At 71.2% G+C, this 19,756-nt stretch carries 20 protein-coding genes and 1 riboswitch; of the genes, 3 read left to right on the plus strand and 17 right to left on the minus strand.

Going from position 1 to position 19,756, the window contains the following annotated elements:
* Window positions 1-7 precede the first annotated feature (7 nt).
* From CP983_RS05120 to CP983_RS45065, 7 genes are all read right to left on the minus strand, one after another.
* Complete coding sequence (locus CP983_RS05120; RefSeq protein ID WP_150498681.1) at window positions 8-1,210, minus strand: LLM class flavin-dependent oxidoreductase; 1,203 nt, start codon at window positions 1,208-1,210, stop codon at window positions 8-10.
* A gap of 49 nt (window positions 1,211-1,259) precedes the next feature.
* Window positions 1,260-2,282 carry an ABC transporter substrate-binding protein gene (locus tag CP983_RS05125; protein ID WP_150498682.1) on the minus strand — a complete coding sequence of 341 codons (1,023 nt, stop codon included), beginning with the start codon at window positions 2,280-2,282 and terminating at the stop codon, window positions 1,260-1,262.
* 67 nt (window positions 2,283-2,349) lie between these two features.
* Window positions 2,350-3,135 carry an amino acid ABC transporter ATP-binding protein gene (locus CP983_RS05130; protein ID WP_150498683.1) on the minus strand — a complete coding sequence of 262 codons (786 nt, stop codon included), beginning with the start codon at window positions 3,133-3,135 and terminating at the stop codon, window positions 2,350-2,352.
* Window positions 3,132-4,115 carry an amino acid ABC transporter permease gene (locus CP983_RS05135; RefSeq protein WP_150498684.1) on the minus strand — a complete coding sequence of 328 codons (984 nt, stop codon included), beginning with the start codon at window positions 4,113-4,115 and terminating at the stop codon, window positions 3,132-3,134. Before CP983_RS05135 ends, CP983_RS05130 begins: the two co-directional genes overlap by 4 nt.
* 169 nt (window positions 4,116-4,284) lie before the next feature.
* Window positions 4,285-4,434, minus strand: a complete 150-nt coding sequence (locus CP983_RS43850; RefSeq protein ID WP_163017098.1) for a hypothetical protein — start codon at window positions 4,432-4,434, stop codon at window positions 4,285-4,287.
* 29 nt (window positions 4,435-4,463) lie between these two features.
* Window positions 4,464-4,572: riboswitch (SAM riboswitch) on the minus strand.
* Window positions 4,573-4,639: 67 nt separating this feature from the next.
* Complete coding sequence (locus tag CP983_RS05140) at window positions 4,640-5,536, minus strand: glutathione S-transferase C-terminal domain-containing protein (protein ID WP_150498685.1); 897 nt, start codon at window positions 5,534-5,536, stop codon at window positions 4,640-4,642.
* A 57-nt stretch (window positions 5,537-5,593) separates the two neighbouring features.
* The gene (locus CP983_RS45065) at window positions 5,594-5,704 is read right to left on the minus strand and encodes a putative leader peptide (RefSeq protein WP_312025373.1); all 111 of its coding nucleotides are present in this window, start codon (window positions 5,702-5,704) and stop codon (window positions 5,594-5,596) included.
* A gap of 178 nt (window positions 5,705-5,882) precedes the next feature.
* Here CP983_RS45065 and CP983_RS05145 point away from each other — a divergent pair, with 178 nt between their 5' ends.
* The gene (locus CP983_RS05145) at window positions 5,883-6,461 is read left to right on the plus strand and encodes a MarR family winged helix-turn-helix transcriptional regulator (protein WP_150498686.1); all 579 of its coding nucleotides are present in this window, start codon (window positions 5,883-5,885) and stop codon (window positions 6,459-6,461) included.
* A 12-nt stretch (window positions 6,462-6,473) separates the two neighbouring features.
* Here the strand turns inward: CP983_RS05145 and CP983_RS05150 are convergent, their stop codons facing one another.
* From CP983_RS05150 to CP983_RS05195, 10 genes are all read right to left on the minus strand, one after another.
* Window positions 6,474-7,175 carry a gamma-glutamyl-gamma-aminobutyrate hydrolase family protein gene (locus CP983_RS05150; protein WP_150498687.1) on the minus strand — a complete coding sequence of 234 codons (702 nt, stop codon included), beginning with the start codon at window positions 7,173-7,175 and terminating at the stop codon, window positions 6,474-6,476.
* Window positions 7,172-8,662 carry an aldehyde dehydrogenase gene (locus tag CP983_RS05155; RefSeq protein WP_150498688.1) on the minus strand — a complete coding sequence of 497 codons (1,491 nt, stop codon included), beginning with the start codon at window positions 8,660-8,662 and terminating at the stop codon, window positions 7,172-7,174. The genes CP983_RS05150 and CP983_RS05155 overlap by 4 nt, the downstream gene beginning before the upstream one ends.
* A gap of 140 nt (window positions 8,663-8,802) precedes the next feature.
* The gene (locus tag CP983_RS05160) at window positions 8,803-10,251 is read right to left on the minus strand and encodes an APC family permease (protein ID WP_150498689.1); all 1,449 of its coding nucleotides are present in this window, start codon (window positions 10,249-10,251) and stop codon (window positions 8,803-8,805) included.
* 162 nt (window positions 10,252-10,413) lie between these two features.
* Complete coding sequence (locus CP983_RS05165) at window positions 10,414-11,079, minus strand: TetR/AcrR family transcriptional regulator (RefSeq protein WP_150498690.1); 666 nt, start codon at window positions 11,077-11,079, stop codon at window positions 10,414-10,416.
* 44 nt (window positions 11,080-11,123) lie between these two features.
* Window positions 11,124-11,969: a fumarylacetoacetate hydrolase family protein gene (locus CP983_RS05170; protein ID WP_107908581.1), complete on the minus strand. Its 846-nt coding sequence runs from the start codon at window positions 11,967-11,969 to the stop codon at window positions 11,124-11,126.
* 10 nt (window positions 11,970-11,979) lie between these two features.
* Window positions 11,980-12,921: a 3,4-dihydroxyphenylacetate 2,3-dioxygenase gene (locus CP983_RS05175; protein WP_150498691.1), complete on the minus strand. Its 942-nt coding sequence runs from the start codon at window positions 12,919-12,921 to the stop codon at window positions 11,980-11,982.
* Complete coding sequence (locus tag CP983_RS05180; RefSeq protein ID WP_150498692.1) at window positions 12,914-14,377, minus strand: aldehyde dehydrogenase; 1,464 nt, start codon at window positions 14,375-14,377, stop codon at window positions 12,914-12,916. The genes CP983_RS05175 and CP983_RS05180 overlap by 8 nt, the downstream gene beginning before the upstream one ends.
* Window positions 14,378-14,473: 96 nt before the next feature.
* A complete protein-coding gene (locus tag CP983_RS05185) occupies window positions 14,474-15,286 on the minus strand; it encodes an acetoacetate decarboxylase family protein (RefSeq protein ID WP_150498693.1) in 813 nt (270 codons plus the stop codon).
* Window positions 15,287-15,297: 11 nt separating this feature from the next.
* Window positions 15,298-16,506, minus strand: coding sequence for an NAD(P)/FAD-dependent oxidoreductase (locus CP983_RS05190; protein WP_150498694.1), 1,209 nt, complete (start codon window positions 16,504-16,506; stop codon window positions 15,298-15,300).
* 5 nt (window positions 16,507-16,511) lie between these two features.
* Window positions 16,512-16,700, minus strand: coding sequence for a ferredoxin (locus tag CP983_RS05195; RefSeq protein ID WP_030950801.1), 189 nt, complete (start codon window positions 16,698-16,700; stop codon window positions 16,512-16,514).
* Between the two features lie 362 nt (window positions 16,701-17,062).
* On the opposite strand from CP983_RS05195, the gene CP983_RS05200 reads away from it, so the two are divergent.
* Together CP983_RS05200 and CP983_RS05205 are read left to right on the plus strand one after the other, a co-directional pair.
* Window positions 17,063-18,373 carry a glutamine synthetase family protein gene (locus CP983_RS05200; RefSeq protein ID WP_373309802.1) on the plus strand — a complete coding sequence of 437 codons (1,311 nt, stop codon included), beginning with the start codon at window positions 17,063-17,065 and terminating at the stop codon, window positions 18,371-18,373.
* Between the two features lie 32 nt (window positions 18,374-18,405).
* The gene (locus CP983_RS05205) at window positions 18,406-19,680 is read left to right on the plus strand and encodes a cytochrome P450 (protein ID WP_030956714.1); all 1,275 of its coding nucleotides are present in this window, start codon (window positions 18,406-18,408) and stop codon (window positions 19,678-19,680) included.
* The last annotated feature ends 76 nt before the right edge of the window (window positions 19,681-19,756 follow it).

Here is a 19,756-nt window from a genome sequence, read left to right on the forward strand (position 1 = left end):
TTCCGGCTCAGGCTGCGGTGTAGCGGTTGGCGGGGCGGGCCAGGCCCAGCAGACCGCGCAGGGTGTCGGCCTCGTAGGCACGGCGGAAGGCGCCCCGGCGCTGGAGTTCGGGTACGAGTCCCCTGGTGATCGCCGGCAGGTCGTGTCCCGCGACGGCGGGCCGGAGCCGGAACCCGGAGAGCCCCGCGCCCTGCAACTCCTGCAGAAGGTCGGCGAGTTGGGCGGGCGTACCGGCGAAGGTCAGGGCGTCACTCGTGTACGGCTGTCCCGCGAGCTCGTCGAGCCGCTCCCGGCGTGCGGTCGCGGCGCCCGGGTCGTCGTCGAGGAGGACGAGCAGGTCGCCGAAGACATGCAGGGGTTCGGCGGCCCGCCCGGCCGCGTTCTGCTCGGCCCGGATCTGGGCGACGATCGCGCGCGCCTCGTCGGCGTCGTACGGGGTGACGTAGCCGATGTCGGCGGCGCGGGCGACGAGCCGGTAGGGGACGGTGTCGTGGGCGAGGGCGCTGACGATCGGCTGGCCCTGCGGTGGGCGGGGTGTGATGGACGGGCCCTTGACGCTGAAGTGCCTGCCCTCGAAGTCGATGTAGTGCAGTTTGTCGCGGTCGATGAAGCGGCCGGTGGTGGTGTCCCGGATCTCGGCGTCGTCCTCCCAGCTGTCCCAGAGCCGGCGGACCGCTTCCACATGGTCGGCGGTCTCGTCGAACAGGTCGGTCACCACGTCCTGGGTGGCGGGGCTGTCGTAGGCCTCGATGCGGGCGATGGTGCGGCGGCCGAAGTGCGCGGCCTCGTTGGGGCGGGCGGTGAGCTGCACCCGCAGGCCTGCGCGGCCGGTGCTGACGTGGTCGAGGGTGGCGATGGCCTTGGATATGTGGAACGGCTCCGTGTGTGTGGATACCACTGTCGGCACCAGACCTATGTGCCGGGTCAGTGGCGCCACTCGGGAGGCGACGAGGACGGCGTCGAGGCGGCCGCGTACCTGGTCGGTGCGCTCGTCCGGGTCCAGGAAGTGGGAGGACTGGAGGCCGAGGCCGTCCTCGATGGTCACGAAGTCGAGGAGTCCTCGCTCGGCCTCGGTGACCAGGTCGGCCCAGTAGGCGGCGGTGAACAGGTCGCGCGGCCGGGCCACCGGCTCCCGCCAGGAGGCGGGGTGCCAGCCGGTGCCGTCCAGGGCGACGGCGAGATGCAGGGCGGAAGAAGGGGTCGGGGACACGGGTCGGTGCCTTCCTGGAGGTCCGTGACGGGAAGCGGACGACGGTCGGTCAGGAGTTGTCGAGCGGCAGTCCGGGCGGGTTGACCTCCGACTTGGACACGGCCTCGTTGGAGAGGTTCCAGGCGGCGAGCCACTTCGCGTACTGGCCGTTGTCGATCAGGTGGTTGATCGCGGCGGCGAGGGGTTCGGCGAGGCCGCTGTCCTTCTTGGCGGTCGCGGCGATCAGGCCCTGGAGACTCGCCCCGGCGCCGGAGAACTGGCCGGCGATCCTGGTCGGGGTGGGCGTGCTCGCGGTCTGTGTGACGTGGTAGGAGAGGTTGGGGCTCGGGCCGAAGTAGGCGTCGATCTTGCCGCTGTTGAGGGCCAGGTAGGTGCTGTTGCTGTCCTGGAAGTACTTGACGGTCAGCTTCTTGCCCTCCTTCTCCAGCCTGCTCTTCCACTCCAGCAGGATGCGTTCCTGGTTGGTGCCGGCGCCGACGGAGACGGTCTTGCCCGCGAGGACCTCGTAGTCGCCGTCGAAGGCGAACTCGGAGTCCTTGAGCGCTTCGAAGGCGAGGTCGTCCTTGCGGTAGGAGGCGAACTCGTACTTCTGCTTGCGCTCCTCGGTGTCGGTGATGTTCGAGAAGCCGACGTTCACCTTGCCGCTGTCGATGCCGACGAAGAGGTTCTCCCAGGTGAACCGCTTGACCTCGGGTTCGAGGCCGAGGACGGCCGCGACCAGCCGGGCCAGGTCGATCTCGGAGCCGGTGAGGGTCTTCTGGTCGCTGCCCACGAAGCCCAGCGGCGGCGCGCCGGAGGGCAGGGTGCCGGAGCCGATCACCAGCTTGCCGCTCTTCCTGACGTCGTCGGGCAGCTGGTCGCTGATGGACTTCACCTCGGTGACCTTGAGGGTGGCTTCCTTGGCGGCGCCGTTGGACAGGGTGCCGACGGTGACCGTGCCGGCACTGTCGTTCGTCCGGGTGGCGGCGTCGCTGTCACCACCGCAGGCGGCGAGCCCGGTGGCGAGGGTGGCGACGGCGGTCGCCGCGGTGATGCCGCGTATCAGGCTGCGTCGGGTGAGGTGCGTGGGCATGGCCGTCCTTGGTGTTCGAGAGGGTGGTGAGGTGGGGCGTGGGGGGAGTTCGTGGGGAGCGGTGGGCTCAGAGGACCTTGCTGAGGAAGTCCCTGGTCCGCTCGTGCCGTGGCTTGTCGAGGACTTCGGAGGGCGGGCCCTGCTCGACGATCCGGCCGCCGTCGATGAACACGACCCGGTCGGCGATCTCGCGGGCGAAGCCGATCTCGTGGGTGACGATGACGAGGGTGGTGCCGCTGGTCGCCAGGTCCTTGATGACGGAGAGGACTTCGCCGACGAGCTCGGGGTCGAGGGCGGAGGTCGGCTCGTCGAAGAGGATGACGCCGGGGCGCAGCGCGAGGGCGCGGGCGATGGCCACGCGTTGCTGCTGGCCGCCGGAGAGCTGCCGCGGGTAGGCGCCGGCCTTGTCGGCGAGGCCGACCCGGTCGAGGAGGTCGCGGGCGAGTTCCAGGGCGGCGGGCTTGCCGAGCCTGCCGGTCGCCACCGGGGCGGCGGCCACGTTGTCGAGGACCGTCAGATGCGGGAAGAGGTTGAAGTTCTGGAAGACGAAGCCGATCCTGCCGCGCTGGGTGAGGATGGCCCGCTCGCTCAGCTCCTTGAGCCGGTCGCCCTGCCGGCGTACGCCGATGAGCTCGCCGTCGAGGCTGACGTGGCCGATCTCGGGCTTCTCCAGGTGGTTGACGACCCTGAGCAGGGTGGACTTGCCGGAGCCGGACGGGCCGAGGATCACGGTGACCTCGCCGGGCCGTACGGTCAGGTCGACGCCGTTGAGCACCCGGTGGGCGCCGTACCACTTGTGCACGTCGTGCACCTCCACGGTGGCGCCCGTGCTCAGGAGGCTTTCGGCGGTCATACGGCGGCCTCCCTGCGGACGCGGGCCCTGAGGTCGGTGATGGCGATGCGCAGCTTCTGCAGCGAGGTCGGCGGCAGGGAACGCGTGGCGCCGCGGGCGTAGTACCGCTCGACGTAGAACTGGACGACGGAGACGACGCTGGTGAGGATCAGGTACCAGACGGTGGCGACCATCAGCAGCGGCACGATGTCGCCGGGGTAGGTGGAGCCCATGGACTGCGCGGCGCCGAACAGGTCGAGCAGGGACACGTAGAAGACCAGCGAGGTGCCCTTGATCAGGCCGATGAGCTGGTTGACGTAGTTCGGGATGATGGAGCGCAGCGCCTGCGGGAACACGATCCGCTTGAACTGGTAGCCCTTCGGCAGGCCGAGGGCCGCGGCCGCCTCGTGCTGGCCCTGGTCGACGGAGAGGATGCCGCCGCGGACGACCTCGGCGGCGTACGCGGACTCGTGGAGGCTGATGCCGACGACCGCGATGACGATGTCGGTGGCGAGCTTCGACTCGTCGAAGGAGAAGAAGGCGGGGCCGAAGGGCACGCCCACGCTCAGCGTTCTGTACAGGGCGCTGAAGTTGTAGAGGAACAGCAGCACCACGATCAGCGGGATGGAGCGGAACGCCCAGACGTAGATCCAGCTGACCGCCCGCAGCACCGGGCTCCGCGAGAGCCGGGCCAGCGCCAGCAGGATGCCGCCGAGGAGCCCCAATACCGCGCTGTAGGCGGTGACTTCGAGGGTGACGAGCAGTCCGTCGAGGATGGTCGGCCGCAGGAACCAGTAGCCGAAGCGGTCCCACTGGTAGAAGGGGTTGGTCACCAGGCCGTGCACGAACTGGGTGGCCAGGACGAGGACCACCGCGGTGGCGATCCACCGACCGGGTCGTCGCAGCGGCAGAACTCGCTGTGCCGCTAGGGGTCTTGACGTCGTGTCGGTGGGCGGCGGTGCCTCGGCGAGGGACACGGCGGCGCCTGGGGGTTCACTCATGGAGGGCTCCGGCAGGAGTCGGAATTCCCCGGACCCGGCGCAGGGTGCGGCGACGACGGCCGCGGGGCGGCGTGACGTCTCACGGGAGGCGCGGGTACCTGGGGCTGGGCGGGCGACGGCACACCGCCGGTGCGGTGTTCGTCAGGAGGTGCGTGGCCGGTGGAAGGCGTCAGCCACGACAGCGGGCGCAGCCCGGTGCGGTACACAGTGCGCTGTTGACCCGGAGCAGATCGACGGTGCGGTCGGCGACGAGCAGGTTCGTGAACGGCAGGACACGGCTCTGGGAGCGGCGTTCGGCCGTCCTGGGAGCTGCGTCCATGTCGTCACTCGCTTTTCCGGCCCTGGTGGGCCTCGCGCTTACCGAATGTCATCCGGTCCGGTCGTCACCTGGGGCACCCCACCGCGACGCGAGGGTTGCCGGTCAGCGAGCCAGGGCTTGTCGCTGACGCTCATGACCGTTCTGGGCCGTAAGTTAAGACAGTTGCCCGAACGAATGTCAACGCCGGTCCATGGTGCGGAACGGCTCAGGGCCCCTCGACCTGCGGTCGGGCGCCGGTCCCGGCTACCGCGTGGGCGGCCCAGTCCAGGATCTGGACGGCGGCGCCCGCGGCTTCCAGGCCCTGACAACGGGCGTGGTGGCGACGGGCGATGGCGTCCAGGTCGAGGTGCGCGCCGAACGCCGGGTGGGCGGCGAGCCGGCGGGCGTAGTCCCACAGGGCAGGGTGCGCGGCGATGCGCTGCACCGCCGCGGCGTCCAGGTGGTGCCGGTGGACGGTGTCGAGTTGGACCAGGGTGACCCACAACTCCACGTCCGCGGCGGTGATCTGATTGCGAATCATGTAGGTACGTCCGTCGAGCCACCGGTCCAGCGCGCCGAGGGAGCGCAGCAGTGTCCCGAGCGCCTCGTCGCGCTCCGCCGGTTCGGCACCGGCCGCGCCCGCTCGCTGCGCGGCCTCCTCGATGCCCTGTGCGCACATGTCCTCGACGGCCTCGATCTCCGACTCGGCGCCGCACGGGTAGAGCTCCAGGCGTCCGTGGCCGAAGCGCCGGGCGAGGTCGCGGGTGATGTCGGGGGCGTGGTTGCTCACGATGCGCCCGGACCAGTCGTCGCTGAGGACCGGCGCGAGGGCCGGTCCCGAGTAGCGGTGGGCGCTGGCGTCGTACAGCGGACGCAGCACGGCGTGTCCGTCGTCGGCGGAGTCGGGGATCGGGGCCAGGAAGGTCGCGGGACAGATGTCGTCGAGGCCCAGCAGGGCGTGGGCGACGGCGATGCGCAGGCCGTCCGGGCAGGCGGTCGACAGATGGAGGCGGTAGCGGCGCGGCACGGCGTAGTGGCCGCTGCGCGCGTCCCTTCCGATACGACCCCTGAAGGCGGGGGCGGGCCGGGTGGACGTGTGGGCGGCCAGCGGTGTGACGGACATGACTCTCCCCGGGGCAGGCGTGTGGACGTGCGCGGTCGGCGAAGGCGACGTGGGGGTTCAGCCCAGTGGGCTGATCGCGCTGCATACGCGGAGCAGGTCGATGTGACGGCGGGACGTGAGAAGGGGCGTACGGATCACTCGACCGGTGACCGACTCAAGGCGCCCCATGCTTCCCTACCAATTCACTAGGAATATGCTCGAGTGTCGGTCCGCTCGCGGCCCACGTCAAGAGGGCGTCCAGGGTCCGGGAAGCGGCGGCCCCTTCCGTACAATTTGAACCCGAACGAAAAACGCCTGTTCCCCGTCCGACACCGCCTGTCCGACGTCGCGGCCAAAGGAGAGTTCCATGCCCGGCCAACGATCGATCACCGCCGCCGAGAAGCTGGCCGAGGCCAAGCTCGGCGGTATCCCGCTGCACCGGGAGCAGATGGCCGTGGTCGCCAACATCTACCGCGCGGCCTCGACGGTCCGGCAGCACCTGGAGAACTCCGTGCTGCGCGGCGTCGATCTGACCTGGACGGCGTTCGTGGTGCTCTGGGTGGTCTGGGTGTGGGGCGAGTCGGAGACCCGGCATGTGGCGGAGGAGGCCGGGATCTCCAAGGGCACGCTCACGGGCGTGGCGCGGACGCTGGAGGGGCGCGGGCTGCTGAAGCGGGCCGGGCATCCGAGTGACGGCAGGCTCGTGCTGCTCAGCCTCACCGAGGAGGGCGAGGAGCTGATGCGCCGGCTGTTCCCGGCGTTCAACGAGGAGGAGGCGTTCGTCGCGGGGCAGCTCAGCGAGGAGGAGTGCCGCAGCGTCGCGGAGGGACTGCGGCGGGTGGTGATCCAGGTCGAGGAGCAGGGCGAGGAGCGCCGCCTCGCCCTGCTCGACGGAGCCGAGCCGGCACCTCGCCGCAGCGGACGGCGGGCCAGGACCGACGGCTGAGGGCCTCCTCGCTCAGCGCCGCTCGCGTGCCGCCCCCACCAGGGCGTCGAAGAGCGCCTGCTGTGCCGGGTCGCGGTCGGCGGTGTCCTCGGGGTGCCACTGCACCGCCGTGAACCACCCCTGCGCGCCGGGCAGTTCGAGCCCCTCCACCGTCCCGTCGGCGGCTCGGGCGGTGATGGTGAGGCCGCTGCCGAGGCGGTCCACGCGCTGGTGGTGGTAGCAGGATGCCTCCGCCTTCTCCGCGCCGAGGGCACGTTCCAGCAGGGTGCCGCGCTCGACGGCCACCGGGTGCACGAGGTGCCGGTGTTCGCGTTCGGGACCGCCCATGTCCTGCTCCAGCGTGCCGCCGAGGGCGACGTTCACGGTCTGCAGGCCGCGGCAGATCGCCAGCAGGGGGATGCCCAGGTCCAGTGCGCGCCGGGCGACTTCGAGGTCGAAGGTGTCCTGGAGGTCGTCGACGTCGTAGACGGCCGCGTGGGTGTCGGCGGCGCCGTAGCGGTGCGGGGCGAGGTCGCCGCCGCCGGGGAGCAGAATCCCGTCGAAGCGGGTGAGCCGGCCGGCGACGTCACCGGCTGCGGGATGGATGCCCACCGGTTCGCCGCCCGCTCGCCACACCGCCTCGATCAGGGCGCGGGCGTTGACCTCGGCGGCGTACCGCAGGGCCGAGGTGGTGGCGGAGAAGCGGGCGGGGACGGCGATCAGGGGACGGGTCACAGCTGGATCCAGGTCGTCTTGAGCTCGGTGTACTTCTCCAGGGCGTGCACGGACTTGTCGCGGCCGTTCCCGGACTGCTTCATCCCGCCGAAGGGGACGGTCAGGTCGCCCTCCTCGTAGCAGTTGACCCAGACCGTGCCGGCCTTCAGGGCCCGCGAGACACGGTGGGCGGTGGACAGGTCCGAGGTCCACAGGCCGGCGGCGAGGCCGTACTCGGTGGCGTTGGCCAGCCGTACCGCCTCGTCCAGGTCGTCGAAGGCGAGGACGGACAGGACGGGGCCGAAGATCTCCTCGCGGGCCAGCCGCATGGTCGGCGCGACCCCGTCGAAAACGGTCGGCTCCAGGTAGGTGCCGCCGGTCTCGGCGAGGATCCGCTCACCGCCGGTCCGCAGGCGTGCGCCTTCCTCCCTGCCGGTCCCGATGTGGCCGAGGACGCGGCCGAGGTGGGATTCGCCGACCAGGGCGCCCATCTCGGTGGCCGGGTCCAGGGGGTCGCCGATCCGCAGCTCGCGGGCCCGGCGTACGACGGCCTCGGTGACGCGATCGGCAACGGAGGAGTGCACGAGGAGCCTGGAGGGTGCCGTGCACATCTCGCCCTGGTTGAAGAAGATGCCCCAGGCCGCGGTGGCGGCGGCCCGGTCCAGGTCGGGGGCGTCGGGCAGGACGATGTTCGGTGACTTGCCGCCCAGTTCGAGCCAGACCCGCTTGAGGTTGGAGTCGGCCGCGTAGTGCAGGAAGTGCCGGCCGACGGCGGTGGAGCCGGTGAACGCGAGCACGTCGACGTCGGGGTGGAGCCCCAGGGCACGTCCGGCGACGGGGCCTTCGCCGTTCACCACGTTGAGCACACCCGGGGGCAGCCCCGCCTCGGTGGCGACACGGGCAAGCGTCAACGCCGACAGCGGGGAGTTCTCCGACGGCTTCAGTACGACCGTGCAGCCGGCGGCGAGCGCCGGGGCGACCTTCCAGCCGGCGAGCGTCAGGGGGAAGTTCCACGGCACGACAGCGCCGACGACCCCGGCCGGTTCCCGGGTGACCAGGGCGAGGGCGTCGGGGGCGGTGTGCGGGGACTCGTCGGTGAGCTTGTCGGCGAGCTGGCCGTACCAGCGAAAGGTGTTGACGGCGGCGCGCAGCTCGATGTCGTGGGCGTCCGTGATGGGTTTGCCCATCTCCAGGCTGACGGTCAGGGCCAGTTCGGCGCGCCGCTCCTGAAGCAGGTCGGCGATCCGCAGGAGCACACGGCCGCGCTCGGCAGACGCCAGGCGCGGCCAGGGTCCGGTGTCGAAGGCCCGCCGGGCGGCTGCGACGGCCGCGTCCACCTCGGCGGCGCCCCCGTCGGCGACCTGCGCGAGGACCTGCCCGTCCCGGGGCGAGACGGCCGCGAAGGCCGCTCCCCCGCCCGGCTCGTCGGCGCCGTCGATGTGATGGGCGCCGGACAGGTGCAGGGACTTGGCGCGACGCAGCCACTCTTCGTGGGTGACGGCCGGCATGCGAGGACCTCCAGATGACGTGCGATCTCGAAGAAGAAGACGGTCGGGGCCGGGCGACGCCGGGCACCCTCCGGGCGCTCACCCGCCGTCCGGCCGGCGGCTCCTCGGCCCCGGCCGGACGACAGGCATGACCTACCGGCCTACGTGCGGGCCGGTCGCGTCAGGCGGCCGGTGACGACGCCGAGCACCAGGACGGCCGGGACCGCTGCCTGGAGCCACAGGGCGGTGGTCCGGTCGCCGCCGATGAGCGTCGTGAAGTTCTCGACGATCAGCCAGATCGCCCCGGCGATCCCCACGGCACCCAGCAGCGGGGCGACCAGCGTGTTCCACGGCCGTGTGTCGAGGCGCTCGCGCCGGAAGAAGGCGACGACCGAGACCGAGGTCAGGAAGTACAGGAGCATGATCGCCAGTACGGCGATGCCGCTGCCCCACGAGAACAGGGTGAGCACCGGGTCCTTGCCGGCCAGCGCGAACGGGATCACCAGCAGGACGGCGATCGACGTCTGCACGAAGCCGGCGACACCGGGCGAGTGCCGGTTGTTGACCGCCGACACCCTTCGCGGCAGGAGTCCCTCACGGCTGAGCGAGAACAGATAGCGGTTGGCCGAGTTGTGGAAGGCCAGGATGCCGGCGAAGAGCGAGGTGGCCAGCAGGACCGGCAGCACGTCGTTGACCCAGGTGCCGAACTGGGCGGCGATCGGCGCGAAGACGAACGCCGTCGAGTCACCGCCCTCAAGCGCCTTGCCCGCCGCGCCGGCCGCCTTCGAGGCGCCGTAGGAGGAGATCAGCATCCAGGAGGCGAAGGCGAAGAAGCCGGTGACGAGGGCGACGGCCGCGTATGTCGCGCGGGGCACCGTTCTGCGGGGCTCGCGGGCCTCCTCGCCGTAGATCGCGGTGGCCTCGAAGCCGATCATGGACGCCACGGCGAACATCAGCGCCACGCCCGGCGCCCCCTCCAGGGCCGCGCCCGGCGAGAAGGTGTCCGCGAAGCCGAGGCCCTCGGGCCCGCCGCCCTTGGCGAAGGTGACGACGGCGAAGGCGCTGAGGATGCTGAACTCGGCCAGTACGAACACGGCCAGCACCTTCGCGCCCATCTCGATGCCCAGGGCACCGAGGACCTGCACGATCGCCATCGTGACCAGGGCACACACCCACCAGGGCACGTCGATGCCGGCGTAGTGCGCCAGCAGCCCGTTCACGGTGGCGCCGTACAGGCCGTACATGGCGGCCTGGACCGCGCAGTACGCGAAGAGGGCGATGCCCGCGCTGCCGTGGCCGAGGTCCCGGCCGAGCCCTTTGCCGATGTACCGGTAGAAGGCACCGGCGTCCACCACGTGCCGGCCCATGGCGACGAAGCCGACCGAGAACAGCAGGGTGATCAGACCGGCCGCGAGATAGGCGGCCGGGGCCCCGGCGCCGTTTCCGATGGCCACGGCGATGGGGACGGCGCCCGCGACGCCGGTCAGCGGCGCCTGGGCGGAGAGGACGAAGAAGAGGATGCCCAGCACGCCGAGAGAGTTGGGCTTGAGCTTGCCTGCGGTGGAGGCGTCGGGCGCGGTCTGGTTCGGGACCGCCGTCTGACTGTCCACTCGGATCACCTGCCAGGGGAAAGGAGGATTTCGTTTCAGGCCAAACGAGTTGCCCCATGGTGGGCTGGAACTATCCGTTTGGCAAGGGGTGGCGCCGAGAATTGCCGCGACAACGTGGAAGGACCCCGGGCCACGGGTGCCCGGGGTCCTTGAAGGTGCAGGTCAGCCGTCGTTCTCCGGTGCTTCGTGGCCGTCGGCCGAGAGCAGTCGGAGCAGCCCGCGCAGCTCCTCGATCGCGGCGTCGGTGGTCCCGGGTTCACCGAAGACCAGCTGGTGCAGCACGAGCCCGTCCAGCGCGGCGAAGATCAGCCGGGTCAGCGGCTGCCCGGCGTCCTCGGGGAGCATCCGGGACAGCTCGCGCCGGGTGGCGTCGAAGTAGTCGTCGTACAGGGCACGGATCTGCGGCAGCAGCTCCGGGCGGCGCCGGGCCTCCAGCAGCAGCTCGTACTGGAATGCCTGGATGTCCGGGTCGGCGATGACCATGTCGGAGACGCCCACCGAGAAGTCGGCGACCTTGCCGGTGCCCGGTTCGAGCGCGCTGGTGCTGAGCGAGGTGCGGATCGCGTGGGCGAGGGCCTCCTCGATCAGCGCGTCGCGCGAGCCGAAGTGGTGGACGACCAGGCCGTGCGTGGTGCCGGCCTCCTGGGCGACCGCCCGGTAGGTGAGCTTGCGCAGCCCGCCGCGCGCCACGACCCGCACCGCGGCGTTGAGCAGGGCCTCGCGGCCCTCGCCGTAGTTCATGCGCTTGCGTGGCTTGCGGTCCCTCTGCGGGGCCTCGGAGCCCGTCGACCTGGTGGATCGCTCGGGTCCCTCGGCGGATGCGGTCATGTTCGCGACCTTACCCGCCGGGTCCGGCACGGCCGTACGCACGGTCAACGCCTGGGCGGCCGGATGCCGCGGAACTCCCAGTCCCCGCCGAGCGCGGTGGACAGCACCTCCTCGGACTCGGTCGGCTGGGCTCCCACGTCGGTGCGGACCGGGGTCGGGCCGGTGACGATGTGGTTGGTGAGCCGGCCGAGGCCCTCGACCTCGACCTCGACGACGTCGCCGGGCCGGACGGGGCGGGAGTTGGCCGGGGTGCCGGACAGGAGCACGTCGCCCGGGTAGAGGGTGATGGTGCGGGCGATGTCGGCGACGAGGTAGTGCATGTCCCACTTCATCTCGTCGGTCGAACCGTCCTGCACGACCTCGCCGTTGACGTACGTCCGCAGCCGCTTGCCGTGGAAGTCCCAGTCGGTGACCAGGCCCGGTCCGAGCGGGCAGAGGGTGTCGGAGCCCTTGACCCGGAGCATGGAGCCCGCGTCGGTGTCGCGGAAGTCGTGCAGTCCGTAGTCGTTGGCGATCGTGTAGCCGGCGATGTACTCCCCCGCCTCGGCCGGGGACACGTTCCGCGCGGTCCGCCCGATCACGATGGCGACCTCGCCCTCGTAGTTGAGCCACTTGCAGCCGTCGGGGCGGACGATCGCGCCCTTGTGGGAGTTGAGGGACGAGGTCGGCTTGTGGAAGTAGGTCGGGGTGTCCGGCAGGTCGATCCGGAACTCCTCGACCCGGCTGCGGTGGTTGAGGTGGACGGCGACGACCTTGGACGGGACGACCGGGGGCAGGTGCTGGGCGTCCTCGGTCTTGACGCGCCGGCCGTCACCGGCGACGAGTTCGTCCCCGTCGACGGTGACCTGGACGGCTGCGCCGTCGAGGAGGATGCGGCGGTATTCGGGCATGACGGCCTTCCTAGAAGCGACGGTGCGGGTTGTGGGGCGCGGCGGGCACGGATGCGGACGCTTCCGTGCCGGTCCAGCCGTCGGCGGGACGGTCGAACCACAGATGGACCTGGCCGGTGCCGATGGAGTTCTCGTACTCGCCGTACTGGCGGGCCCTGGCGACGCAGGACTGTTCGCCGAGGGCGCCGGCCATCATCAGGTAGTGGAAGAACTTCGCCTCGGGCTTGTACTTCCAGAACTCGTCCATGGTGTCGAGGACCTTGTCGTGGCGGCCCTCCTTGAACCAGGCGATGCGCTCGTGGTCGGCCGCGCGGGCCTCGGGGGTGAAGATGTGCGCCGGGTCGCTGGACTCGTGGTCGCGCAGTTCGCGCAGCGGCCAGAACGTGTGCGACAGGGCGCCGGAGGCGATGAGCAGGACGCGGCGGCCCGGGGTGGCGGCGATGCCGTCGGCCAGGGCACGGCCGAGCCGCAGATGGTCCTCCATGTCGCCGGTCTGGCAGACGCCGATGGTGACCCACCGCTTGTCCGGCAGCCCCTCCCCGAGGAACTTCCAGAGGTTGATGGTGGCGTAGTAGATCGGCAGGTGGTCGTCCTCGATCGCGGTGATCCAGGTGCCGTGCTCGTCGGCGAACCTCGCGATGTTGTGGGCGAGTTCGGGATCGCCCGGGAAGTCGTACGGCATCCGGCACATGCCGCGCGGCAGCTCCTCGGAGGTGAAGAGACCGGCGCGGCGCTGCTGCGCGGTGACGACGAACTCGACCGTCGTCGCCCAGTGGGAGTCGAGGACGACGACGGTGTCGTAGTCGTCCCGCTCGAAGACCTCCGCGCGGAGCTCCTTCAGGCCGGTGACGAGGGTGATCTCCTTGCCCTCGTTGAGCTCCAGCCGGACGGCCTCCGGCAGTACGACGGTGGGGACATGGGCGAGCAGCCCGGCCCCGACGATCTCACCCATGGCTGTGGCTCCATCCCTTCGGGGCGGTGACGGTGTTCTTCAGGTCGCAGTAGAAGTCGAAGCTCCAGGTGCCGCCCTCGCGTCCGACGCCGGACTGGCGGGAGCCGCCGAAGGGGGCCTGGAGGTCGCGTACGAAGAAGCAGTTGACCCAGACCGTGCCGGCGACGAGCCGCGCGGTGACGCGTTCGGCGCGCTCGGGGTCGCCGGTGGCGAGGGTGGCGGCGAGCCCGAAGCGGGTGTCGTTGGCGAGGCGTACGGCCTCGTCCTCGTCGGCGAAGGTCTGGAGGGTGAGGACCGGCCCGAAGACCTCCTCCTGCACGATCTCGGAGTCCTGGGCGACATCGGTGAGCAGGGTCGGCGCGTAGAACTGCCCGTCCCGGCGCTCCCCGCCGACGACCGCACGGGCCCCGGCCTCGACGGCCCGCCGCACGAACCCGTCGATCTTCTCCAGCTGACGGGGGTGGATGTTGGGACCGATGTCGGTGGCCTCGTCGCGCGGGTCGCCCTGCGTCAGCGCACCCGCCCTGTCGGCGAAGCGCCGGGTGAACTCCTCGGCGACGGACTCCTCCACCAGGATGCGGGTGGCGGCGAGGCAGACCTGCCCGGCGTTGTCGTACTGCTCCACGGCGAGGTCGACCGCGAGGTCCAGGTCGGCGTCGGCGAACACCAGCAGCGGTGACTTGCCGCCGAGTTCGAGGCTGAGCGGGGTGAGGTTCGCGGCGGCGGACGCGGCGATCCGCTTGGCGGTGGGAACCGAGCCCGTGAAGCTGATCCGGCGCACGTCCGGGTGCGCGGTGAGGGTGTCGCCGATCTCGGAGCCGTAGCCCTGGACGACGTTGAGGACACCGGCGGGCAGGCCCGCCTCGGCGGCGATGTCGGCGAGGAGGGAGGCGGTGAGCGGGGACCACTCGGCGGGCTTGAGGACGACGGTGTCGCCGGCCGCGAGCGCCGGGGCGACCTTCCAGGTGGCCAGCATGAGCGGCGCGTTCCACGGGGTGATCAGCACGCACGGTCCGGCCGGGTCCCAGGAGACGTGGTTGGTGTGCCCGCGCGTCTCGAAGTCCTCGTGGCCGAGGGAGAGCAACCAGTCCGCGAAGAAGCGGAAGTTGTGGGCGACGCGGGGCATCACGCCCCGGCGGTGCGAGCGCAGCAGGGCGCCGTTGTCGGTGGTCTCGACGACGGCGAGCTCCTCGATCCGCTTCTCGACCCCGTCGGCGATGGCGTGCAGGATGCGGGCCCGCTCGGCACGGGGCGTGGCGGCCCAGGCGGGGAAGGCCTCACGGGCGGCGGCGACGGCGGCCTCGGCCTCGGCGGGACCACCGCGGGCGATCTCACCGAGGACGCCGCCGTCGATGGGAGAGGTGTCGGTGAAGGTACCGGCGGAGGCGACACGCTTGCCGCCGATCCAGTGCCGGGTGTCGACGGCAACTCCGGCGACGACGATCTTGTCAGGCATGACTAGGGCTCCATATGAACGAGGGATGACGACACCAACCAGGGGCGCGGGGAACTGCGCGACCAACCACGACGCACCCGCGGCCGACCACGAACCTCACCCGGCAGACGCTCCGGACGTCCCCACCTCCAACAGCCGCCCCCCGTCCCAGACCACCCCGACCTGCCGGTAATACGCGGCGATCGGCTCACGGACCTCCAGCCGGGCGAGCTCCTCGGTAGGCGCCTCGAAAAGCTCCAACTCGGCTTCCCCCACCCATGGTTGACCTGCCTCGAAGGACGCCGCCCCCGTCTCGACCAGCTCGTCGAGCGCGAGCCCCTTGCCCTTCTCGATCGAGGGGAGCCACCGGTGATGGGCCATCGGATGCGCGTTCACGAACCCGTTCGACTCGGCCGGCTCCCGCAGGGTGACCACGGCCTGCGCCAGCCGGCGATCCGCGGCGGCCAGCGTCGCCCCGAACCGCGCCCCCGCCTCGATCCGCGGAGCGGGCCCGTACGGGTGCGGCCGCGTCTGGTGGATGGAGCCGAGCTTCTTGGGATACCCCTGGTGCAGCCCGCGCGCGATGGCGAAGTCCTTGTCGACCCAGATGTACACGCACCGCGAGTAGGTCTGCCCGCGGTACTTGCACCGGACGACCGCGAAGGCCTCCTTGTACTGCGACAGCACGGGATCGAGCAGCTCCGCCCCGGACTGCGAGCAGGACTGCCAGTCGGCCCAGATCAGGGCCACGGCACCGGGATCCTCGTCGGCCAACTCCAGCGGCTCGGGCAGCAGTTCCCGCACTCGCGCCGGGTCCGTGCGGTACTCGACGGTCAGCAGGTCGCCGGAGTAGTGCCACGGCGGCGACGGGATCAGCGACGAGGCACCGCTGCCGGTCTTGGGGTGGAAGTAGCCACGGACTGGGGACATGACGGGGTTCCTTACGCGGTGAGGGCGGGCTGCTTCAGCAGCTGGGCGCGGTAGCGGGCGGCACCCACGGCGGCGCTGTGGCCGCCGAGCGCGACGACGCCGACCAGCCGGTCGTCGGCGTGGTAGCCCACCAGGACGTCGCCTTCGGGATCGCCGTCCAGGACGCGCACGTCGCCGAGGCCGAGGACGGGCGCGCCGAACGACTGGAGCCGGAAGTCGTGCTGGTCGCTCCAGAAGGTGGGCAGGGGGGCGAAGGGAGCGGATTCGGCCTGGCCGCCCGCCAGATGGGCGGCCAGCGTCCGGGCCGCGTGCTTGGCGGTGTCGGTCGGGATGGACCAGTGCTCGACGCGGCGGGACGCGCCGTCGTAGCGGGCGTTGGGGAAGCGGGCGACGTCGCCGACGGCCACGACCTCCGGCCGGCCGCCGGCCCTCAGCTGCTCGTCGGTCAGTACGCCGTCGGTGAGGTCGAGCCCGTTGCCGGCCAGCCACTCGGTGTTGGCGACCGAGCCGACCGACTCGACGACCACGTCGGCGGGCAGGACCGTGCCGTCGGTCAGGACGACGCCCGTCACCCGGTCCTCGCCCTCGAACCCGGCGACCCCGGTGCCGAGCGCGAAGCGGACCCCGCGCTCCTCGTGCCGCTTCAGCAGGGCACGCGCGAGCAGCTCACCGAGCGGTCCGACCATCGGCAGGGGCAGCGGGTCGACGACGGTCACCTCGGTGACGCCGAGCGCGACGGCGGTCGCGGCGACCTCGCAACCGATGAAGCCGGCGCCGACCACGACCACCCGCGCGCCGGGGCGTGTCAGCTCCTCGCGCAGGCCCTGGGCGTCGTCGATGGTGCGGACGGTGTGGCGGCCGGCGAGCGGGCCGGGGCAGCGCAGCCGCCGGGGGCGCATACCGGTGGCGACGACGAGTCCGTCGTACGGGATCTCGGAGCCGTCGTCGAGGGCGACGACGCGTTCGGCCAGGCGGGCGGCGGCGACCCGGGTGCCGAGGCGCCAGTCCACGTCGGCGGCGGCCGCCTTCGGGGTGAAGGCGAGCGACTCGAAGGGCGCCTTGCCGGCGAGGACCTCCTTGGACAGCGGAGGCCGGTTGTAGGGCATGTGGGGCTCGTCGCCCACCACCGTGATCGCGCCGGTCCAGCCGGCCGCGCGCAGCTGTTCGGCGGCGCGCAGGCCGCCCATCGAGGCGCCGGCGACGACTACGCGTCCGGTCATGGGGCTCAGCCCTCGATCCGGATGGCCTGGAGCGGGCAGACGTCGGCGGCTTCCTCGACCTCGTCGCGCAGCGCGTCGTCGGGCTCGGAGACGAATACGAGGTGTCCGTCGTCGTCCATCGAGAAGACGTCGGGGGCCGCGAAGACGCACTGGCCGTGGTCCTGGCACTTGTTCATGTCGACTACGACCTTCATGGCCGGTCCTCCTGGAGGTGAGGGCGTCGGAGCGGAGTGAAGGGGATGCGGGGCCCGGCCGGCTGTGCGGCCGGGCCCCTTGGCCAAAGGGGTGCGAGAGCCACACCCCTGACTCGTTTGGCTTCAAACAACATAGGAAGCCGCTCGACCCTGGTCAATACCTGTCCAGGTGGATAAATTTTTGAGGCCGCCCCCTTGCGGGACGACGAATCCTCTCCATACCGTTCGGGTTCAAACGACGACCCGGGGTCGCCTCTCCCCCATCTCGCACCCCCTGCTCAGGTCGTCCGCACGCCACCCTTCCCCATCCCTCCGAGGAGACATCGGTGAGCGCTCACGACAAACCAGACATCCGCCGGCACATGGAGCGGCTCACCGCCGAGGGTGTCGACGTGGTCCGGGTGACCTATCCCGACCTCATCGGCACCGACCGCGCCCGTGACGTGCTGGTGGACCATCTGCCGGCGGCCTGCGAACACGGTCTGGCGTTCTGCCGGGCCGTCTACCACACCACCCCGCAGGGCGACGTGGTCCCGGTCCCGGGCGGTCTGGACGCCGGCCTGCCCGACGTCACCGTGCGCCCCGACCTGTCCACCCTGACCACGCTCCCCTGGGAGCCCGGCGTCGCCACCTGCCTCGGCGAGGTCACCGACCCGGCGACCGGCGCCCCCGCCCCCGAGTCACCGCGCGACCTGCTGCGCACGGTCCTGGCCCACTGCGCCGAGCAGGGCCTGCGTCCGATCGTCGGCCCGGAGCTGGAGTACTTCCTGCTGGAGCGGACCGCCGCCGGCTGGCGACGGCACCCCGAGACGACCGGCGCCGTCTACACGGCCGGCCTGCGCGCCGACCCCTCGAACCATCTGCTGCGCACCCTGCGCCACCTGCGTGACCTGGGCATCGGTGTGATCACCGGCAACCACGAGTTCGACGGCGGCCAGTACGAGATCAACCTCACCCACTCCGACGCGCTGGACGCGGCCGACCGCTCCTTCCGCTTCAAGGCCGCGGTCAAGGAACTGGCCCGCCGGGACGGCCTGCTGGCCACCTTCATGGCCAAGCCGTTCGGCGACGCCGGCGGCTCGGGCTTCCATCTGCATCTGTCCTGCGACGACGCGGAGGCCCGCAACGCCTTCGACGACCCCGCGGGGGCCCACGGACTGTCGGCCGTCGCCCGGCACGCGATCGCCGGCATCGTCGCCCACGCGCCCGCGCTCGCCGCGCTGCTCAACCCGACCGTGAACTCCTACAAGCGCTTCGGCCCGGACACCCTCGCGCCCTGGCTGATCGACTGGGGCCTGGACAACCGCAGCGCCATGGTCCGCATCCCGCCCGAGCGCGGCGCCGGCGCCCGCCTCGAGCTGCGTCTCGGTGACGCGAGCGCCAACCCCTACCTGGCGATCGCGGCCACCCTCGCCGCCGCCCTCCTCGGAATCCGCGCCGGTGAGGAGCCCCCGCCCCCGCTGGAGGGCTACGGCTACGACACCGCGCGGTCAGCGCTGCTGCCCACCGACCTGTCCGCCGCGCTCGACGCGCTGGAGGCGGACACCGACCTGGCCGACCTGCTCGGCAAGGACTTCACCACCTCCTACCTCACCTACAAGCGCAACGAGGTCGAACGCTTCCAACGGCACGTCACCGACTGGGAGTTCACCGAGTACGCCTACCACCTGTGACCCCGCGGTCCCGTGACACCCAGGAGCCATCGATGACTTCCGCTTCCGCATCCGAGCCGATGCCGCTCGCCGACGTGAACCTCACCGACCTCGACAAGTTCACCGACGGGGTGACGCCCTGGCGCATGTTCCACACCCTGCGCCACGAGGACCCGGTGCACTGGCAGCCGGAGGACGCCCCCAACTCCGGCTTCTGGGCGGTGACCCGGCACGCCGACATAGCCCGCGTCGACCGCGACCCGGAGACCTTCACCTCCACGAGGTTCGTCAACCTGGAGGAGGTCGACGACGACCAGATCAAGAAGCGCGCCTCCATCCTGGAGATGGACGGTGTCCGGCACCGCGCGCTGCGCAGCGTCATCCAGCGGCAGTTCGGCGCGAGCGTCATCAACAGCTACGCAGACTTCCTGCGCGGCCTGACCGCGACGACGCTGGACGCGGCGCTCGCGAAGGGCACGTTCGACTTCGTCTCCGATGTCTCAGCGGACTTCCCGATCAACGTCCTGGCGCGGCTGCTCGACGTGCCGCCGGAGGACAACCAGCAGCTCATCGACTGGGGCAACCGCATCATCGGCAACACCGACCCCGACTACGCGGACGTGCTGCTGCACAGCGCGGAGAGCGAGAAGTACCGCGATCTGCCGTTCCGCTCCCCCGCGTCCGTCGAGGTCTTCGAGTACGGCCGTGAGCTGGCCCGGCAGCGCCGCGGCGGCGACGGTTCCGACCTGGTGTCGAAGCTGGTCAACACCGTCCCGCGCGACGGCGTCCCGCTGTCCGCGCAGGACTTCGACAACTACTTCCTGCTGCTGGTGGTAGCCGGCAACGAAACCACCCGGCACACCATCACCCACTCCATGCTGGCCCTGCTCCAGCACCCCGAGCAGCTGGCCCGCCTCCAGGAGGACCCCTCGCTGATCCCCGTGGCGGTCGAGGAGTTCCTGCGCTGGGCATCCCCCGTCTACCACTTCCGGCGCACCGCCACCCGGGACGTCGAGCTCGGCGGCAAGCAGCTCAAGGAGGGCGACAAGGTCGTCATGTGGTTCGCCTCCGGCAACCGCGACGAGGAGGTCTTCGGCAACCCGTACGACTTCGACGTCGCCCGAGCCGACAACGACCACGTCACCTTCGGCAAGGGCAGCCCGCACCTGTGCCTGGGCAACCTGCTCGCCCGCACCGAGATCCGCATCATGTTCGAGGAGCTGATCCCGCGCCTCGCCGACATCAAGCTGGCCGGCGAAGTGCCGCGGGTGCGCTCCAACTTCGTGAACGGCATCAAGAAGCTGCCGGTCAAGGTCACGCTCGCGTGAGGACCTGAGCGCTTGAGCGCCGGGGCGCCCGGAAATTCGGGTGCCCCGGTGCGCCGGCCGGCAGTACCGTCCCGGC

The sequence above is a fragment of the Streptomyces chartreusis genome (assembly GCF_008704715.1).
Taxonomy (GTDB): domain Bacteria; phylum Actinomycetota; class Actinomycetes; order Streptomycetales; family Streptomycetaceae; genus Streptomyces; species Streptomyces chartreusis.

What these genes read in the sequence shown, in the direction of transcription:
- CP983_RS05170 (WP_107908581.1), bottom strand. Translation starts at nt 11,969, where the DNA reads ATGCCCGAATACCGCCGCATCCTCCTCGACGGCGCAGCCGTCCAGGTC.
- CP983_RS45065 (WP_312025373.1), bottom strand. Translation starts at nt 5,704, where the DNA reads ATGGGGCGCCTTGAGTCGGTCACCGGTCGAGTGATCCGTACGCCCCTT.
- CP983_RS05190 (WP_150498694.1), bottom strand. Translation starts at nt 16,506, where the DNA reads ATGACCGGACGCGTAGTCGTCGCCGGCGCCTCGATGGGCGGCCTGCGC.
- CP983_RS05205 (WP_030956714.1), top strand. Translation starts at nt 18,406, where the DNA reads ATGACTTCCGCTTCCGCATCCGAGCCGATGCCGCTCGCCGACGTGAAC.
- CP983_RS05185 (WP_150498693.1), bottom strand. Translation starts at nt 15,286, where the DNA reads ATGTCCCCAGTCCGTGGCTACTTCCACCCCAAGACCGGCAGCGGTGCC.
- CP983_RS05200 (WP_373309802.1), top strand. Translation starts at nt 17,063, where the DNA reads ATGGAGCGGCTCACCGCCGAGGGTGTCGACGTGGTCCGGGTGACCTAT.
- CP983_RS05180 (WP_150498692.1), bottom strand. Translation starts at nt 14,377, where the DNA reads ATGCCTGACAAGATCGTCGTCGCCGGAGTTGCCGTCGACACCCGGCAC.
- CP983_RS05135 (WP_150498684.1), bottom strand. Translation starts at nt 4,115, where the DNA reads ATGAGTGAACCCCCAGGCGCCGCCGTGTCCCTCGCCGAGGCACCGCCG.
- CP983_RS05145 (WP_150498686.1), top strand. Translation starts at nt 5,883, where the DNA reads ATGCCCGGCCAACGATCGATCACCGCCGCCGAGAAGCTGGCCGAGGCC.
- CP983_RS05175 (WP_150498691.1), bottom strand. Translation starts at nt 12,921, where the DNA reads ATGGGTGAGATCGTCGGGGCCGGGCTGCTCGCCCATGTCCCCACCGTC.
- CP983_RS05155 (WP_150498688.1), bottom strand. Translation starts at nt 8,662, where the DNA reads ATGCCGGCCGTCACCCACGAAGAGTGGCTGCGTCGCGCCAAGTCCCTG.
- CP983_RS05130 (WP_150498683.1), bottom strand. Translation starts at nt 3,135, where the DNA reads ATGACCGCCGAAAGCCTCCTGAGCACGGGCGCCACCGTGGAGGTGCAC.
- CP983_RS05125 (WP_150498682.1), bottom strand. Translation starts at nt 2,282, where the DNA reads ATGCCCACGCACCTCACCCGACGCAGCCTGATACGCGGCATCACCGCG.
- CP983_RS05165 (WP_150498690.1), bottom strand. Translation starts at nt 11,079, where the DNA reads ATGACCGCATCCGCCGAGGGACCCGAGCGATCCACCAGGTCGACGGGC.
- CP983_RS05195 (WP_030950801.1), bottom strand. Translation starts at nt 16,700, where the DNA reads ATGAAGGTCGTAGTCGACATGAACAAGTGCCAGGACCACGGCCAGTGC.
- CP983_RS43850 (WP_163017098.1), bottom strand. Translation starts at nt 4,434, where the DNA reads ATGGACGCAGCTCCCAGGACGGCCGAACGCCGCTCCCAGAGCCGTGTC.
- CP983_RS05140 (WP_150498685.1), bottom strand. Translation starts at nt 5,536, where the DNA reads ATGTCCGTCACACCGCTGGCCGCCCACACGTCCACCCGGCCCGCCCCC.